Source organism: Candidatus Methylomirabilota bacterium, from assembly GCA_036001065.1.
In the GTDB taxonomy this organism is placed as follows: domain Bacteria; phylum Methylomirabilota; class Methylomirabilia; order Rokubacteriales; family CSP1-6; genus MNEF01.
In genome coordinates, this window is the sequence record DASYUQ010000035.1 from 1 (window position 1) to 15,331 (window position 15,331).

General features: G+C 68.8%; 15 protein-coding genes. 2 read left to right on the forward strand and 13 right to left on the reverse strand.

The features are described from left to right. Positions 1-310 precede the first annotated feature (310 nt). Positions 311-1,441: a serine hydrolase domain-containing protein gene (locus tag VGV13_03270; protein HEV8640099.1), complete on the reverse strand. Its 1,131-nt coding sequence runs from the start codon at positions 1,439-1,441 to the stop codon at positions 311-313. A gap of 148 nt (positions 1,442-1,589) precedes the next feature. Here VGV13_03270 and VGV13_03275 point away from each other — a divergent pair, with 148 nt between their 5' ends. Then, positions 1,590-2,312 carry a cysteine hydrolase gene (locus VGV13_03275; GenBank protein HEV8640100.1) on the forward strand — a complete coding sequence of 241 codons (723 nt, stop codon included), beginning with the start codon at positions 1,590-1,592 and terminating at the stop codon, positions 2,310-2,312. Here VGV13_03275 and VGV13_03280 read toward each other — a convergent pair. The 11 genes from VGV13_03280 to VGV13_03330 form a co-directional block, all read right to left on the reverse strand. Beyond that, positions 2,309-4,264, reverse strand: coding sequence for a response regulator (locus VGV13_03280; protein ID HEV8640101.1), 1,956 nt, complete (start codon positions 4,262-4,264; stop codon positions 2,309-2,311). The two genes, VGV13_03275 and VGV13_03280, sit on opposite strands and share 4 nt — an antisense overlap. After that, entirely contained in the window at positions 4,257-6,407 is a 2,151-nt protein-coding gene (locus tag VGV13_03285) for an ATP-binding protein (GenBank protein ID HEV8640102.1), read from the reverse strand. The genes VGV13_03280 and VGV13_03285 overlap by 8 nt, the downstream gene beginning before the upstream one ends. Then, positions 6,404-7,420: an ATP-binding SpoIIE family protein phosphatase gene (locus VGV13_03290; GenBank protein ID HEV8640103.1), complete on the reverse strand. Its 1,017-nt coding sequence runs from the start codon at positions 7,418-7,420 to the stop codon at positions 6,404-6,406. Before VGV13_03290 ends, VGV13_03285 begins: the two co-directional genes overlap by 4 nt. 2 nt (positions 7,421-7,422) lie before the next feature. Further along, positions 7,423-7,827, reverse strand: a complete 405-nt coding sequence (locus VGV13_03295) for an anti-sigma regulatory factor (protein ID HEV8640104.1) — start codon at positions 7,825-7,827, stop codon at positions 7,423-7,425. Beyond that, positions 7,808-8,197, reverse strand: coding sequence for an STAS domain-containing protein (locus tag VGV13_03300; GenBank protein ID HEV8640105.1), 390 nt, complete (start codon positions 8,195-8,197; stop codon positions 7,808-7,810). The genes VGV13_03295 and VGV13_03300 overlap by 20 nt, the downstream gene beginning before the upstream one ends. A gap of 20 nt (positions 8,198-8,217) precedes the next feature. After that, on the reverse strand, positions 8,218-9,090 hold the full coding sequence (locus VGV13_03305; protein ID HEV8640106.1) for an STAS domain-containing protein: 873 nt from the start codon (positions 9,088-9,090) through the stop codon (positions 8,218-8,220). A 183-nt stretch (positions 9,091-9,273) separates the two neighbouring features. Continuing rightward, positions 9,274-9,675 (reverse strand): response regulator transcription factor, encoded by a 402-nt coding sequence (locus VGV13_03310; protein HEV8640107.1) that lies wholly within the window; start codon positions 9,673-9,675, stop codon positions 9,274-9,276. Between the two features lie 127 nt (positions 9,676-9,802). After that, positions 9,803-10,456, reverse strand: a complete 654-nt coding sequence (locus tag VGV13_03315) for a response regulator transcription factor (GenBank protein ID HEV8640108.1) — start codon at positions 10,454-10,456, stop codon at positions 9,803-9,805. Beyond that, positions 10,453-12,432, reverse strand: a complete 1,980-nt coding sequence (locus VGV13_03320) for a response regulator (GenBank protein ID HEV8640109.1) — start codon at positions 12,430-12,432, stop codon at positions 10,453-10,455. Before VGV13_03320 ends, VGV13_03315 begins: the two co-directional genes overlap by 4 nt. Before the next feature lie 56 nt (positions 12,433-12,488). After that, positions 12,489-13,442 (reverse strand): NAD(P)-dependent oxidoreductase, encoded by a 954-nt coding sequence (locus VGV13_03325; GenBank protein HEV8640110.1) that lies wholly within the window; start codon positions 13,440-13,442, stop codon positions 12,489-12,491. Further along, on the reverse strand, positions 13,439-13,771 hold the full coding sequence (locus tag VGV13_03330) for a carboxymuconolactone decarboxylase family protein (GenBank protein HEV8640111.1): 333 nt from the start codon (positions 13,769-13,771) through the stop codon (positions 13,439-13,441). The genes VGV13_03325 and VGV13_03330 overlap by 4 nt, the downstream gene beginning before the upstream one ends. 197 nt (positions 13,772-13,968) lie before the next feature. On the opposite strand from VGV13_03330, the gene VGV13_03335 reads away from it, so the two are divergent. Further along, positions 13,969-14,724 carry an N-acyl homoserine lactonase family protein gene (locus tag VGV13_03335; protein HEV8640112.1) on the forward strand — a complete coding sequence of 252 codons (756 nt, stop codon included), beginning with the start codon at positions 13,969-13,971 and terminating at the stop codon, positions 14,722-14,724. Positions 14,725-14,784: 60 nt separating this feature from the next. Here the strand turns inward: VGV13_03335 and VGV13_03340 are convergent, their stop codons facing one another. Beyond that, positions 14,785-15,000 carry a PspC domain-containing protein gene (locus VGV13_03340; protein ID HEV8640113.1) on the reverse strand — a complete coding sequence of 72 codons (216 nt, stop codon included), beginning with the start codon at positions 14,998-15,000 and terminating at the stop codon, positions 14,785-14,787. Positions 15,001-15,331: the final 331 nt, after the last annotated feature.

Sequence of the window (15,331 nt, forward strand, 5' to 3'; positions counted from 1 at the left end):
CGGCCGTGGCCAGGGTGGGTACGTGCGCACCCACGTCTTCCTATAGAGGCGCTGGCTGCGGTCGAACCATCTCCTGAACACCGCCCATGTTCGCGGCCATGTGCCGCTTTCACCTGCGAGCTTATTTCGGATCGGGGCTAATCGATGGCGCCTGCCCGGGCTCAGGCTTGCGGGTGCGGCTCAGACGAACGAGCGTCACGAGGCCCACGTGAGGATCGGCGCGGGAGTGCGAAGCCGCAGGGCCGCAGCGGCCCGAGGCGAGCCTGGGTGAGTCCGAGAACGAAGTGAGGCGACGTTCGTCGGAGCCGCACTACTCGATGGCGGAGTGGACCAGGTTGCTGACCAGATCCAGCCGGGCACTGTGCCAGGGATCGGGCACGCGGCTGTTGGTGATGTAAGCGAACGACACGCCCGAATCGGGATCGCCCCAGCAGTAGGAGGAGCCCACGCCGCCGTGTCCGAACGTGCGCGGCGAGGCGAGCGAGCCGAGACCCCGGATGGCCTCGGTGGTCCCCCGCGAGTGGGGGCCGAGGCCACGGTGCATCGGCATGCCCATGTAGCCGTCCACGCGGTCGCCGGTGAAGTTGCGCGTGACGTAGGCGACCATGCGCGGCGAGAGCAGGCGCACGCCGCTCAGCGTGCCGCCCTGCACGAGCATCTGGTAGAAGGCCGCCTGGGCCCGCGCCGTGCCGTAGCCGCCGCTGCTGGGGACGCCGGCGCGGCGGAACACGGCGTTGTTCTCGTCGGCGCGCCGGACCTGGTGGGCGCCGTCGGCCGACGGCTCGTGCATGTCGGCCGCCCGCGCCTGCTGCAACTCCGGCAGGCCGACGAAGAGCTCGTCGCCGAGGCCGAGCGGCTCGATGATGTTCTCGCGGATGAAGGCGCGGTAGTCGGTCTTGGTGAGGGCTTCGATCAGGACGGCGGCCGTCCAGTGCGCGGCACGGCCGTGGTAGTGCACGCGCGAGCCGGGCGTCCATTCCAGGGTGAAGTTGCAGACGCACCGCCGGAGCAGGTCATGATCCTCCCAGGCCTCCGGCGGGACCTCCGCGCCGGGGAAGCCGCCCTGGTGCGTCAGGAGCTGGAGGATGGTGACCTCGCCCTTGCCGTGGACCTCGAAACCGGGCACGTGACTGGCCACCTTGTCGGTGAACGAGAGCGCCCCGCGCTCGGCCAGCAGCCAGACGGCGCAGGCGGTGATCACCTTGGTGTTCGAGTAGAGCAGCCAGAGGGTGTCGTCGCGGGCCGCCACCCGCTGGGGCTCGAGCCGTGCGTCGCCGATGGTGGTGAAGAGGGCGAGCCGGCCGCGGCGGGCGATGGCGATCTGCGCGCCCGGATAGCGCCCCTCCGCGATGTGGCGCGTGAGCAGCTCGCGCAGGCGCTCGAGGGCCTTGGGGTCGAAGCCGAGCGCGGAGGGCGGGGCGGACTCCAGCGGGAACCTCACGTCATGTCACCTCTGGCGAGATCTGGCACGGGCCAGAGTGTACGAGGTTCCGGGCCCGAGCGCCAGCCGCCCCATCGCAGTTGCGTTGGGCCCTGGCGCTCATCAATATAAGGTCGGGTCGAGCCCGCTCACCGAGGAGGAACGCGCCATGAAGCCCCCCGTCGAGTTCCAGGACCGTAGCGCCTACCGGGAGCGAATGAACACGCTCCTCACCATCGAGCCCCGCCGCACGGTGGTCGTCACGGTCGACATGCAGCGCGACTATCTCGATCTGGAGGTCGCCTCCTCGCCGGTGGCCGCCGACGAGGCCGAGCGGGTCATGAAGCACGCCCGCGACCTCCTGGACTTCGCGCGGGGCGAGGGCCTGCCCGTCGTCCACGTCTACGTCAAGCGGCGCCCGGCCGAGCTCGAGCGCGGCGTGCTGGCCGGCCAGACCTTCCAGATCAATCTCAAGCACCAGCTCTCCCAGAACGCCCAGGCCGGCGTCCGCCGCATTCCCGACCGGCAGGAGGGCTCGCCGCAGGCCGAGGTGCCGGCCATCCTGGTCGCCCCCGAGGACGTCCACGTCACGACCAAGAAGTCGCTCGACGGCTTCCTCGAAACCGACCTCGACTTCCTGCTGCGGCGCGTGTACCGGGCCGAGACGGTGGTGCTGAGCGGGGTCAACACCGACACCTGCGTCTACTCCACCGCCTTCTCCGCCTCCAACCGGGGCTACCAGACCGTCGTGATCTCCGACTGCGTGGCCAGCATGCGCGGCAAGGACCACCACTGGATGGCGCTCGAGCTGATGTCGCGCTCGATCGCCTGGGTGCTGACCGTCGAGCAGTTCAAGGACAAGCTGCGGGCGGGGTCGGGCGCCAGGCGTTAAGGCTTCCGCGGGCGGCGGACGAGCTGGGCCACCATCCGGACCAGATCGGCAGGCTCGACGGGCTTCGGGAGATGCACCTGGAACCCCGCCCGGAGCGCCTCCACCGCATCCTCCGGCCGGGCGTAGCCCGTCAACGCCACGGCGGGGATGCTTCCTCCTTGCTCGGGCGCTAGCGCGCGCACGCGCTTGATGAGCGTGTACCCGTCCTCGCCCGGGATCCCGATGTCGCTGACCAGCACGTCGGGCCGTAGCCGCTCGACGGCTTCCAACGCCGCGCTGACGGAGCTGGCCACGGCGATGCGAGCGCCACACTGTTCGAGGACCGTGGTCAGCAACACGCCCGCGTCTTCTTCGTCGTCGACCACGAGGACGTTGACTCCTTCGAGCGTGGTCACGGACTGAAACGGATCGTTCTCCGTCGGTGCGGCCGACCACGTGTCGCCACCGAGCCCAACGGCCCGGAGGGGCAGGCTCACCGTGAACGTCGCGCCCCGGCCGGGCCCGCGACTGTCCGCCCGCACCGTGCCCCCGTGCAGCTCGACGAGGTGACGAGCGATGGCGAGCCCGAGCCCGAGGCCGCCGTGCGAACGCGACGGCGTACTTTCGGCCTGGCGGAAACGGTCGAAGACGTAGGGGAGAAATTCGGGGCCGATTCCCTGGCCGGTGTCCGTGACCGTCAGGTGGATCTGGGACTCCGCCCGGGCCAGCCGGACCTCGACGGACCCGCCGGGGGGCGTGAACTTGACGGCGTTGGACAGGAGATTCCAGACGACTTGCTGGAGGCGGGCCGGATCACCCAGAAGCGAGCCCACGCCGCCCGCCAGGTCGGCCTCGAGTCGCACGCCCTTGGCCTCAGCCACCGGACGCACCGAATCGATCGCCGCGGTGACCACTTCCACCAGATCGACCGGACGAGCTTCGAGACGAAGCGCGCCGGCGATGATCCGCGAGACGTCGAGCAGGTCCTCGATGAGTTGGGCTTGCAACTTGATGTTGCGTTCGAGGACCTCGAGCGCGTGGTCTCTGGCTGCTTCGTCGAGCATCCCCGTGCGCAGTAACCGCGTCCAGCCCACCATGGACTGCAGCGGCGTCCGCAGCTCGTGCGAGAGCGTCGCCAGAAATTCGTCCTTGGCGCGGTTGGCCGCCTCGGCCTCGGCGCGGGCCGTCTGCTCCCGGGCCAGTAAGACCACGCGTTCTTCTTCGGCCCGCTTGCGCTCGTTGATGTCGGAGACGATATACACGGCGCCGATGAACAGGCCATCGTCCTCGACCGGATCGACCGTCACCTGGAACCATCGATCGCCGAACGAGAGGTCCAGGGTCTGCCGCTGCCGGTTCTTGAGTAAACGCCAGAACGACAGCTGCTCCATCCGCTCCGGTGGGAAGTCCCAGAGCTCCCAGATGGGGCGGCCGACGATCTCGCTGGGCGGCCGTCCGAAGATCCTCAGGAAAGCTTCATTGCACTGCAAGATCGTCCCGCTCGTGTTCAGAATGGCGATCCCCTCGCTGATCGCGTCGAAGGTGGTCTGCCACCGCCGGGCTGCGGCGCGGAGGGCGTCCTCGGTCCGCCGCATCCGGAGCAGCGCGTTCACGGTGGCGATCAACACCGGAGGCTCGACGGGCTCGGTCAGATAACCGTCGGCGCCGCCTTCCAGGCCCAACGCCAGATACACTGCGTTCACGAACGTCGCCGAGAGATGGAGGATCGGCACCAGGGATGTCGCCGGGTCGGCCTTGAGACGCCGGCAGACCTCGAACCCGCTCATGTCCGGCAGGTTCACGTCGAGCAGGATGACCGCCGGGTGCTCCGAGGCCGCCAGCCTCAGCGCGTCGTTTCCCGTCGAGGCTTCTTTGACCTGGAAACCGGCCTGGCACAAGATCTGAGTCCTCGCATAGCGGGCGGGCTCGTAGTCGTCCACGTTCACGATGAGGACCCGCGGCGCCTCAACCATCGCCCATCCTTCCCTCGAGCCCGGCTTGCGCCAGCGCCTGGCGCATCTCGCTGACAGCGGCCTCCCGCGAGGCAGCGTGCTTGGAAAGGATCGCCGCCGTAGAGGGGGCGAGCCGTCGATACTCCTCTTCCTCGAGCACCTTGGAGGTCACGACGATGACCGGGATATCGACGGTCGCGGGATCGGCCTTCAGCTGCTGCAGCACCTCGAAGCCCGTCATGCCCGGCATGACGAGGTCGAGGAGGACCGCGTCCGGGCGCTGTTCCCGCGCCAGACGAATCCCGTCGGGGCCGGTGGCGGCCTCCACCACGGCGCAGCGCGTCTCCGCGAGCAGCCCCCGGAGGAGATAGCGAGAGACTTCGTCGTCATCGATGACGAGGATCCGACCCCCGGGCCTCTCACTGGTCAGGAGATCGAGCGACTCCAGCAGCCATCGTCGCTGGATCGGCTTCAGCCCGTAGGCGTCGGAGCCGAGTGACAGTCTCTTCTGCTGATCTTCGATGGTCGTGGTGACCAGGACCGGGAGACCCCTGGTCTCCTCGGTCCCTTTCAGCTCGGCCAGAAAGCCCCAGGCCTCTTCGCCCTTCAGCCGGATATCGAGGACGACGGCCTTGGGCTTCACCGTGCTCAGCGCCCCGCGGGCTTCCCGGAGGGTTCGTACCATGACCGCCTGAAACCGTGACCCCCGGAGGAACTTCTCCAGAACCAGAGCGTCGGCGGCCTCATCTTCCACCACCAGGACCGGCACCCGGGAGGGATCGGCCTGCCAGGCCGCCGCCGGAGTCTCGGCCGAAACCGGCTCTCGGTAGACGAGGGGAATGAGGGCGGAAAACGTCGCGCCCACCCCTGGGGTACTCTCGACCCCCACCCGGCCGCCCAGCAGGTGAGCGAGCTTTCTCGTCAGCGGCAGGCCCAGGCCGGTTCCCTTCACCTTCTTCTGCACCGGGCTGTCGAGCTGGCTGAACTCCTCGAAGATCCGCTGCTGATCCCGGGGGGCGATCCCGATGCCCGTATCGGCGACGGAAAACACCACGGCGTCGCCCGCGGGCGTCATCGCCGCCGAGACCCGGACCTCACCGCGCTCGGTGAACTTGAGGGCGTTCGAGATGAAGTTGCGCAAGATTTGCGAGACCTTCCCCTCGTCGGTCACGAGCGGCGGGAGTCCCTGCGGCTCCTCGAAGAGGAGGGCCACGGCGTCGTTCAACAACAGCGGGCGCAACATCCCGCGCAGAGCACCGAAGAGATTCGCCACTTCGAACTCGACCGCCTGGACGACCACTTTGCCCGCCTCGACCTTGGCCAGGTCGAGAAGGTCGTTGATCAGCTCGGACAGATCCTCGGCCGCCTTCCGCACGAACCCGACCTGCGTTTCCTGCTCGCCCGTGAGGGGCCCGTCGGCCCGCTCCAGCAGCAGGCGGGACAGGGCCAGGATGGAGTTGAGCGGCGTCCGGAACTCGTGGCTCATGTTCGAGAGGAAGCGGGACTTCATCTCGTCGGCGCGCCGGAGATAGTCGGCCTTCTCGTCCAGCTCCGCGTAGAGCGCCACCACGCCGCGGTTGGTGTCTTCCAGCTCACTGTTCAGCCGGGCCAGCTCCTCCTGTCGCGTCCGCAGCTCGTCGAGGGTGCGCAGGAGCTCCTGGTTCTGCTGCTGGATCTCCTCGAGGGGGGTCCGGGGCGTCTGCCGTCCCAGCTCATCGGCGATCTTCGCCAGACTCCGCGGGGACACCAGCGGCGTGTGCTTGGGGAAGATCTTCCTCAACCACACCGTGGTGCCGCGGCCCGGCTCCGATTCGATGTGGAACTGATCCATGAGGCGCCGGGCGCCCACGATGCCCAGTCCCATGCCGGTGGACGAGCGATACTGGCCAGAGAGAATCCGATGAAGGCCGGTGACCCCCGGCCCTTGATCGCTGATCCTGACCACCAGGACCTGGGGGGCGGTCTTCCCCTCGACGATGAAGTCCACCTTGCCGTCGTGACCGTAGCGGAAGGCGTTGCGCGCGATCTCCGACACCGCGGTCGCGATTCGCGTCTGTTCGCCGGCGTCGAAGCCCAGCAAGGCGGCCACCTGCCGGGCCCGCTGGCGCGACGCCACCACGTCGTGCTCGTCCTTGATGCCCAGGGAGATGATGGGCCAGCTCATGCCTCGGGCTTACCCCCTTTGGCGACGACCACGGTGACGTCGTCGCGGCCCCGCTTGAAATCCCGGTACAGCACGCCGGCAATGAGGCTCGGACGCCGCCGGGAGAGTCCCGGGTATCCGTCCAGACTCCAGTGCGTGCTCAGGCCGTCGGAGTGGAGCACGAGCAGCGCGTTCTCCGGCCACGGGTAGGTGAATTCGCTGACCTTTCGCATCTCGTGGCCCACGGTGCCGTTCTGGGAGACCATCTTGCGGGGTCCCTGGTCCGACAGGACCGTGCCCGAGATATTGCCGACGCCGCAGAACCGCAACGTGCCGTGATCCGGATCGACCTCGGCCACGGCCACGGCCGCCCCCCGCGTACTTCTCAGCGCCCCATGAATGCAGTGGAGCCTCGCGGCCGGAGCGAGGCCGGCGTTGTCGCGGAAGGCCTGCGTCGCCGCGGTGGCCGCCTCCGCCGCCGAGGCGCCATGGCCCAGGCCGTCCACGATCACGATGGCCGCGCCCCCGGCCTGCTCCTCCGCCGCCCAGCCGTCCCCGCACAGCTCCTGGCCGGGCCTCGGCACGCTCACCGCTCCGATATCCAGAGGCGGTGGCGAGGGAACGGCGCGCGGCTTTCCCCCGAACACTCGCACCAGCACGGCCGTGCCGACGGCCGGCACGGTATGGATGTCGAAGAGGCCGGCCAGCCGCATGATGGCGCCCAGGCCGTTGCCCGGCGTTCCCGCGGTGGAATACCCGTCGCGCAGGCACTGGTCGACGTTGGGAATCCCTCGCCCCGTGTCCAGCGCCATCACCTCGATCGTCTCCATGCCATCCTGAGGGACGCCGCGCACGAGAAGCTCGCCGCCGGACGCGTGCTTGATCACGTTGGTCGCCAGCTCGGTCACCACGATGGCGACCTTCCCGGCCTCGGTCTCATCGAAGCCGCGGCGGGAGGCCAGCGCCACGGACAGACGCCGCGCCGCCGCCACCTGGCTCGGCTCCACGATCGGCAGAGCGAGGCAATCCGCCATCCCTACTTCCATCGCGTGATGGTGACGCGCGTGCCCTGGCCGACGTAGGAGACGATCTCGAACTCGTTCGAGAGTTTCTTGGCGCCGCTGAGGCCCAGGCCGAGGCCGCTCCCGGTCGTGAAGCCCTCCTTCATGGCCAGCTCGACGTCCTTGATCCCCGGCCCTTCGTCTTCGAACGTCAACCGGAGGCCACGGCGGTTGACGTCGTTGAGCGCTTCCAGGCGCACCGTTCCCCCGCCCCCATGATCGACCGTGTTGCGAGCCAGCTCGCTGGCGGCCGTGACGATCTTCGTCTGATCGACCAGGCTGAAACTGAGCGCGATCGCCCACTGCCGTACGGTCTGCCGGACCCGGACGACGTCTTCGGACGAGCGGATGGACATCGCGTCATGGTTCAGGATGGCCATGCCCGTTCACCCCTCGCCGCAGCGACGCCCGGAGCATCTCCATGCCCTTCTCCACGTTCAAGGCCGTGCGCACTCCGGGCAGAGGCAGCCCCAGCTCGACCAGGGTGATGGCCACGGCCGGTCGCATCCCGACCACCACCGTCTCGGCGTCGAGCACCCGCGACATCCCCGCGATGTTGCCCAGCATCCGGCCGATGAAGGAGTCGACCACCTCCAGCGACGAGATGTCGATCAGCACCCCGCGCGCATGGTGCCTGACGATGCGCTCGGTGAGGTCGTCCTGGAGCGTCATGGCCAGCCGGTCATGCATGTCCACTTGAATGGTGACCAGGAGGTAATCGCCCATCTTGAGGATGGGAATCCGTTCCATGATGGTCCCCTGTTCCGTCATCAGGATGATGTCCGGGGCTGCGGGCGGGTGATGCTGGCGCCGGTCCGTTGCAGGGCGACCAGGAAGGCGTCGGCCAGCGTCGCCTTGGTGGTCACGTTGCCCAGCTCGACTCCCAGGTGGACGATGGCCTGCGCGATCTGTGGGCGGATGCCGCTGATGATGCAATCGGCGCCCATCAGCCGCGCGGCGGCCACCGTCTTGAGCAGGTGCTGAGCGACCAGCGTGTCCACGGTCGGCACGCCCGTGATGTCGATGACGGCGATGGCCGCGCCGGTCTCGACGATCCTCTGCAGCAGGCTTTCCATCACGACCTGGGTGCGGGTGCTGTCGAGGGTCCCGATGAGCGGCAGGGCCAGGACGCCCTCCCAGAGCTGGACCACGGGCGTGGACAGCTCCAGCATCTCCCGCTGCTGCTGGCCGATGATCTCCTCGCGGCTCTTCTGGTAGACCTCGACCGTCCAGAGCCCCAGCTGGTCGAGCAGGACCGTCACCGCCCAGACCTCCTCGGCCAGCGCGTCGGCGTCCCGTCCCAGCTCCTCCCGCAACCGCTTGAAGACGGGCTGCTTCAGCGAGAAGACGAACATCGCCGTCTCCGACGGGGTGAACCCCTGTTTCGCCCGCGACCCGGAGATGCTCGCCAGCAGCTCCCGCGTATTCGCCCATTCGGGCGCGCCGAGGTCTTGCGGGTTCCCATTCTGGGCGGCGTCGCGGAGCAGCCCCAGGAACGTCCGCGAGTGCTCGCGGAGCTCCCTTTCGTCGATGCGGGCCCCCCCGGCGCCGTTCGAAAGCTGCAGGTCCAGCCAGTCCGCCAGGATGTCGGCCTCGCGCTTCTTGAGGATCTCCGGGAGTCGACTCGTGCCGATCTTCGTCATCGTATTCTCCTCCGCCTCGCGGCGTGCGCTTGGGTCAGGCGTGGACGCCAGCTCTGTTCCAGTGCGCGGCTGGCCGGCGCATCGACGATCGCCGCCAGCCCGTGGGAATCGGAACTATACCCGGGGGGGCCGGGAGAAAGAAAGGCCGTGAAAAAGTTTGCCTACTATCCTCATGTAGATCTTTCAGGCTTCCGCCGCCCGCTCGGACCGCCGCGACGGAAACAAGGCGAAGACCAGCGGGAGCAGGGTCGAGCCGAACTTGGACTTCGCCACCACGCCATCGAGCCCCGCCCCCGCCGCCAGCGCGCGGCCATCGACGCTCTCGTTGTCGAGCGTCAGGAGGATCACCCGCGGCGCGCCCGGCAGGGCTTTGAGGCGGCGCGCGAGCTCGAGGCCGTTCATTCCGGGGAGAGCGAGGTCCGTCAGGACGAGATGGGGACGCAGCCTGTTCGCCTTTTCGATCGCCTCCTCAGCCGAGCGCGCCCAGCCGACGACGGTGATGTCGGTGGTCGCAGAAACGAACCGCGTCGCCGAGGCCAGGAACTCCTCGTTGTCATCCACGAACAGGAGGTAGAGATGATCCATCGCGAGAAGGCCAGCGTACGGAGGGGAGGGCGGCGGTGCCATCGGGCCCGGCCTGAAAAACACCACGGAAGGGCCGGCGGCCGGGCTCGGGGTGACCCCGAGATCGCGGTCGGGAAACCGCCGGGCGTCAGGCCTCGGGTCGGACGAGGCCCGTGCGGATCGCGAACCGGACCAGGCCCGCGACGTCGTGGACGTCGAGGCGATCCATCAACTGCGCCCGGTGCGTCTCCACCGTCTTGACGCTGAGGTTCAGCTTGCCGGCGATGGCCTTGGTCGGGTGACCTTCGGCGAGCAGTTGGAGGATTTCCCGCTGCCGTGGCGTCAGGCGCTCGAGCGGCCCCGCCTCGCTCGACACGCGGCGGGCGTAGTCGTCGACGACATGCCGTGACACGGTGGGGCTCAGGTAGGCGTCACCCCTGGCGACGGTCCGCACCGCGCTCTCCAGCTCCGCCGGACCGGCGTCCTTCAGCAAATATCCCGAGGCGCCAGCCCGCAGAGCTCTCAGGACGTATTCCTCGCTGGCGTGCATGGACAGCATGATGACCCGGGTCTGGGGAAGCTCCTTGGCGATCCGCGCCGTCGCCTCCACACCGTTCAGGCCCGGCATGGCGATGTCCATGAGAAGCACGTGGGGACGGTGCTCCGCCGCCAGCCGAAACGCCTCGTGGCCGTCGATCGCCTCCGCGACGACTTCGACCCCTTCGAAGCCCTGGAGCAGCTTGCGCAGGCCGGCTCGGAAGAGCCGGTGGTCATCGGCCAGCAGGACGCGGATCGCTTTCACGACGTCGCGGTCCTCAGGGGGAAGCGCGCCCGTACTTCGGTCCCGTGGCCGGGCACCGACTCGATGGCGATCGAGCCGTCGAGCAGGAACACGCGCTCTTCCATCGCCAGCAGGCCGAGGCTTTCTCCCCGCCTGGCGCCCTCCCGGGCGGCCCTCGTGTCGAACCCGGCGCCGTCGTCGCGCACGACGAGCTCCAGGCCGGCGTCCCGATGGCGGAGCTCGACGGTGAGGTGCTGGGCCCGGGCATGGCGAACGACGTTCGTCACCGCCGCCTGGGCCACGCGAAAGCACGCCGTCTCCACCTCCGGCCGGAAACGGCGTTCGCCCACGTCGCACTCGACGCTCGCCGTAAACCCCGCCCGCCGGGCCTGGCGGTCGACGTACCATCGGAGCGCGGCCACCAGACCAAAGTCATCGAGGAGTGACGGGCGGAGATCGAGGGAGAGATTGCGGATCTGTTGGAGCAGGCGCTCCACGAGCGCAATACTCTCCTCGAGAGAAGGTGTCAGGGCGCCCGCGTCGGGCAGGCTTCTCAGGGTCTCGAGATCGATCTTCACGGCGCTGAGCGCCTGCCCCATCTCGTCGTGCAGCTCGCGAGCGAGGTAGCGGTGCTCGGCCTCTTGGACCTCCAGCAACCGCCGGGACAGCACGTGCAACCGCTCCCGGGAGCTCCGGACCTCCTCGTACAGCCGGGCGTTCCGCAGCGCGAGCGCCGCCTGGCCGGCGAAGGCGGCCAGGAGCTGCATCTCGTCCTCGCGAAACATGCGGCCGGTCGTATCCCCCAGGGTCAACGCTCCCAACCCCTCTTCCTGGGCGACGAGTGGCACGCAGGCCCAGGCCCGACAGTCCGGCTCGAGCACATGAGCCAGCGCCGACTCGGGAAATGTGAACTGCGGGTCGTCGAACAGGTCCGCCGACCACATCGGCCGGCGCTCGGCGGCCGCCCGGCCGGCGAGGCCATCGCCGAGACGCACGACCCGCCCGACCCACTTCGCCGGGTCCCCCTCGCCGGCTCCGGCCATGCAGGTCAGGGTCTCCGACGCGGCGTCGAGCACGAAGAGAGCCGCCCGGCGGACGCGGAAGACGCCGAGCAAGGCGGACACGATCAGATCGGTCATCTCACCGAGGTCGAACGTCGTCATGAGCTGCCGCCCGATTTCGACGAGCGCCCGGGCGGCTTCCTCGGCCCGATTCCGGGCGAGGAGCTCGACCCGCTCGGCCTCCAGCCGCCGGCGCTCGGTGATGTCGTCGGCCACGACGAGCCGCGCCGGTCCTCCCGCGAACGTCAGCCCGCGGGTCTTGACCTCCACCTCGACGACGGCGCCGTCCCTCTTGACGCAGTGCCCGACGCCCACATCGTCCAGTCCCCGGGCCCGACCGGCGAGCTTCGCGCTCGAGATCGGGGGGTCCTGGGGGATCAGAAGGTCCTTCAACGACATGGCGAGGAACTCCCCGCGCGAGTAGCCATAATGCTGAACGGCGGCGTCGTTGACCGCGATGATCGCCAGCGTCTCCACATCCAGGACCCAGGCGGGCAACGGATGACTTTCGAAGAGCAGGCGGTGGCTCAGCTCGGACTCGCGAAGCGCCGCCTCGGCCTGACCGATACGGAGCAACGCCTTCACGGTGGCGGTGAATACCGACGCGTCGAAGGGCTCGGTCAGATAGGCGTCCGCGCCGTGCTCGAGGCCGTGCACCTTGTCGGCGTCCTCGGTCAGCACGGCCGACAGGAGCAGCACCAGCGTGGAGGCGGTGGCCGCGTCGGTCTTGATGCGGCGACAGACCTCGAAGCCGCTGAGGTCGGGCAGCTTGACGTCGAGGATGACCACGGCCGGCTTCTCGGCCGCCACGCGCTCGAGCGCCTCGTGTCCGGTCTCGGCCTCGATGACCTGGAGGCCGGCGCTCCGCAGGGTGCGGCCGATGACGTATCGCCGGGGACCGTCGTCATTGACGTTCAGGATAGTGGTCTTCAGCAAAGCAGACGCGAATGGTAACCCTGGGCCCAGCCCCTTTGTCAATTGCGGGGTCGAACCTATCCTCCTCCGGCCCGCTCCGGCCCCTTATCGAGCTCGATGACTTGGCGGATCGCAACCTCCGGTACACGAATCTCGACGCCCGCGCGCTCTTCCTGCAAGAGCATGGCGACCCGCGAGTCGCGCTCGCCCCAGCCCCGGTTGAGCGCCTCGGTCAGCTCTTCGAGCGCGAGATTGGCCAGACGCATAGGCACCTTGTGCTCGCGGCCGAGGGCGGTCGCCAGCGTCACGTCCTTATGGGCCAGCCGCAAGGTGAACGCCGCCGGCTCGAACCGGCCAGGCAGAAACTGATCGACCAGGCCGTCGAATGTCCGGCGCCGCCCGGCCGCGCCCTGGCGCACCGCCTTCCACAGCGCGAGTGGATCGACGCCCGCCTTGGCGCCCAGCGTGAAGACCTCGGCCAGCGCCGTCTGGATGACATACCCCGCGCAGTTGTGGACGAGCTTCGCGACCGAGCCCGCGCCGATCGGGCCGACGTAATAGGGCTGGTCGCCGATGGCCTGGAGCACAGGCCGGTGGCGCTCGAAGACCGCCTCGTCCCCCCCGACCCAGAGGGCGAGCCGCCGCGTCTCGGCCCCGCGGGGGCCGCCGCTCACGGGTGCGTCCAGCATGTGGATCCCGCGTGCCTTGAACACCCCGTGGATTCGGCGCACGAGCGCGGGCGCGTTGGTCGTGAGGTCGAAGTACACCTTGCCCGCCGCCAGTCCCGCCAGCAGACCCTGCTCGCCGAGCGCCACCGTCTCCACCTCCGGGGGACCCGGCAGCGATGTAAAGACCACCTCCGTCGCCTCGGCCACCTCCCGCGGCGTATCGGCCCAGCCCGCGCCAGCTTGACGGTGAGACGCCGCCGCCTCCCGGCGCACATCGTGGACCACCAGCTCATGGCCCGCCTTGATCAGATTGGAGGCCATGTGGCGCCCCATGGTACCGAGACCGATGAACCCGATCTTCATGGCTTGCTCCCGTCGAAAACCCTCTTGGCGATGCGGCCCGCGGTCATGGCCGCCGGCCAGCCCGCATAGAAGGCGATGTGGGTGATGAGCTCGCCGATCTCCTCTCGGGTGACGCCGTTGGCCAGCGCGCGCTCGATGTGGACGGGGAGCTGGTCGGCGCGGTACATGGCACTCAGTGCCGCGACCGTGACCAGGCTCCGGTCGCGCTTGGACAGTCCGGGCCGCTCCCAGACATCGGCGTACAGCACCGTCTCGCTGAGCTCGATGAGCTTGGGGGCGACCTGCCGGACCTCGTGACGGGCGGACGATGCGGATGGCGGTGTGCTCAAGGGCCGCTCCTTTCTCCGATGGCGCGATTCAGGATGGCGCAATTATGCGGTACACTTCGGCGCCAGCGAGGTGACCCGGGAATCTTAACCGCACATCCCTCGCTCCAGGAGACCAGGCATGGGTAAGACGCTCGCGTTGATGACCGCAATCGTGCTGCTCTCTCCGCTGGCCGGCCACGCCCAGGACGCCCCCTAGCATGTACGAGGTCTACGCGCTCAAGTACGGGGAGCGGGACACGACGGCCTGCCAGTTCTTCTACCGCGAGGCGTCGCACGCGCCGATCACGCTCCACTATTACGTCTGGCTGCTCCTGGGCGGCCCCCAGCCGATCCTGGTGGACACCGGGTTCCTCGACGACGACGCGCGGGAGCGCGGTATCAGGAACTACGTGAGCCCGGCGGCGATGGTCGAGCGCGCGGGCGTGAAGGCGGGCGAGGTGCCCATCGCGCTCATCACCCACCTCCACTACGACCACTGGGCCGGGCACAGCCTGTTCCCCGGCGCGGAGTACTGGATCCAGAGGGACGAGGTGGCGTTCTGGACGGGGCCCTTCGGCCGCTCGCCGGCCTTTCGGCAATCGGCGAACCCGGGGGCGCTGGCGCGGCTGGTGACGCTGAACTACGCGAACCGCGTCCGCATCATCGAGGGCGACTGCCAGGTGGTGCCCGGCGTCCGCGTGCACCGCGTCGGCGGCCACACCGCGGGGCTCCAGATCGTCACCGTCGAGACCCAGCGCGGAACCGTCGTCCTCACCTCCGACGCCTCGCACTTCTACCGCAACGTGGAGACGCGCCAGCCCGTCCAGATCATCACCAGCCTGCCCGAGATGCTCCAGGCCTTCGAGACGATCCACGCCCTGGCCGGCGCCGAGCGGCTCATCGTCGCCGGTCACGACCCGGAAGTCGCCGACCGGTTCAAGCCGGTCGAGCCCGGCATCATCCGGATCGCGTGAGAGCGAGAGCGGACTTGACATCGGCTTCGTTCCGGGCGAGGACATCTGATGCCATCTGTATCAAATTTCAGGTGGCGCCTGCGGGATGACCAGCCACAGAATCAGGTAGACGAGGATGCCGGGGAAGGCGATCGACACGATCGACACGAGGATGTAGAGCACGCGGACGATCGTCGGGTCCCAGCCGAGCCACTCGGCGATCCCGCCGCACACGCCGGCGATCATCCGGTGCTTCCGCGAGCGGTGGAGCGGCACGCGCAGGCGCTCCCGGATCATGCCACCGCCGGCAGCGTGATCGAGCGCACGGAACGGGTTGCCGGGGTCGCGTCGGGAATGTCGATTCGCATCGTCTGAGCTACGGCGCCGCGCGCCGTGCTCGTACGATACCATCGGCCCGGTCAGCGCGCGATCGGCAGCCGTACATCCAGTCGCAGTCGATCACGAATGACGCGGTCTCCGTCATCCACTAGCCCCGATCCGAAATTCTTTTGGCGAGGAATGTGCGGAAACGCGGCGTCGGTAGCGGCCGTGGCCAGCGTGGGTACGTGCGCACCCACGTCCTCCTATAGAGACGCTGGCTGCGGTCGAACCATCTCCTGAACACCGC

Excerpts from the sequence above, each read along its gene's own strand:
- VGV13_03275 (HEV8640100.1), top strand. The coding sequence starts at position 1,590 with ATGAAGCCCCCCGTCGAGTTCCAGGACCGTAGCGCCTACCGGGAGCGA.
- VGV13_03280 (HEV8640101.1), bottom strand. The coding sequence starts at position 4,264 with ATGGTTGAGGCGCCGCGGGTCCTCATCGTGAACGTGGACGACTACGAG.
- VGV13_03285 (HEV8640102.1), bottom strand. The coding sequence starts at position 6,407 with ATGAGCTGGCCCATCATCTCCCTGGGCATCAAGGACGAGCACGACGTG.
- VGV13_03290 (HEV8640103.1), bottom strand. The coding sequence starts at position 7,420 with ATGGCGGATTGCCTCGCTCTGCCGATCGTGGAGCCGAGCCAGGTGGCG.
- VGV13_03295 (HEV8640104.1), bottom strand. The coding sequence starts at position 7,827 with ATGGCCATCCTGAACCATGACGCGATGTCCATCCGCTCGTCCGAAGAC.
- VGV13_03300 (HEV8640105.1), bottom strand. The coding sequence starts at position 8,197 with ATGGAACGGATTCCCATCCTCAAGATGGGCGATTACCTCCTGGTCACC.
- VGV13_03305 (HEV8640106.1), bottom strand. The coding sequence starts at position 9,090 with ATGACGAAGATCGGCACGAGTCGACTCCCGGAGATCCTCAAGAAGCGC.
- VGV13_03310 (HEV8640107.1), bottom strand. The coding sequence starts at position 9,675 with ATGGATCATCTCTACCTCCTGTTCGTGGATGACAACGAGGAGTTCCTG.
- VGV13_03325 (HEV8640110.1), bottom strand. The coding sequence starts at position 13,442 with ATGAAGATCGGGTTCATCGGTCTCGGTACCATGGGGCGCCACATGGCC.
- VGV13_03335 (HEV8640112.1), top strand. The coding sequence starts at position 13,969 with ATGTACGAGGTCTACGCGCTCAAGTACGGGGAGCGGGACACGACGGCC.
- VGV13_03340 (HEV8640113.1), bottom strand. The coding sequence starts at position 15,000 with ATGATCCGGGAGCGCCTGCGCGTGCCGCTCCACCGCTCGCGGAAGCAC.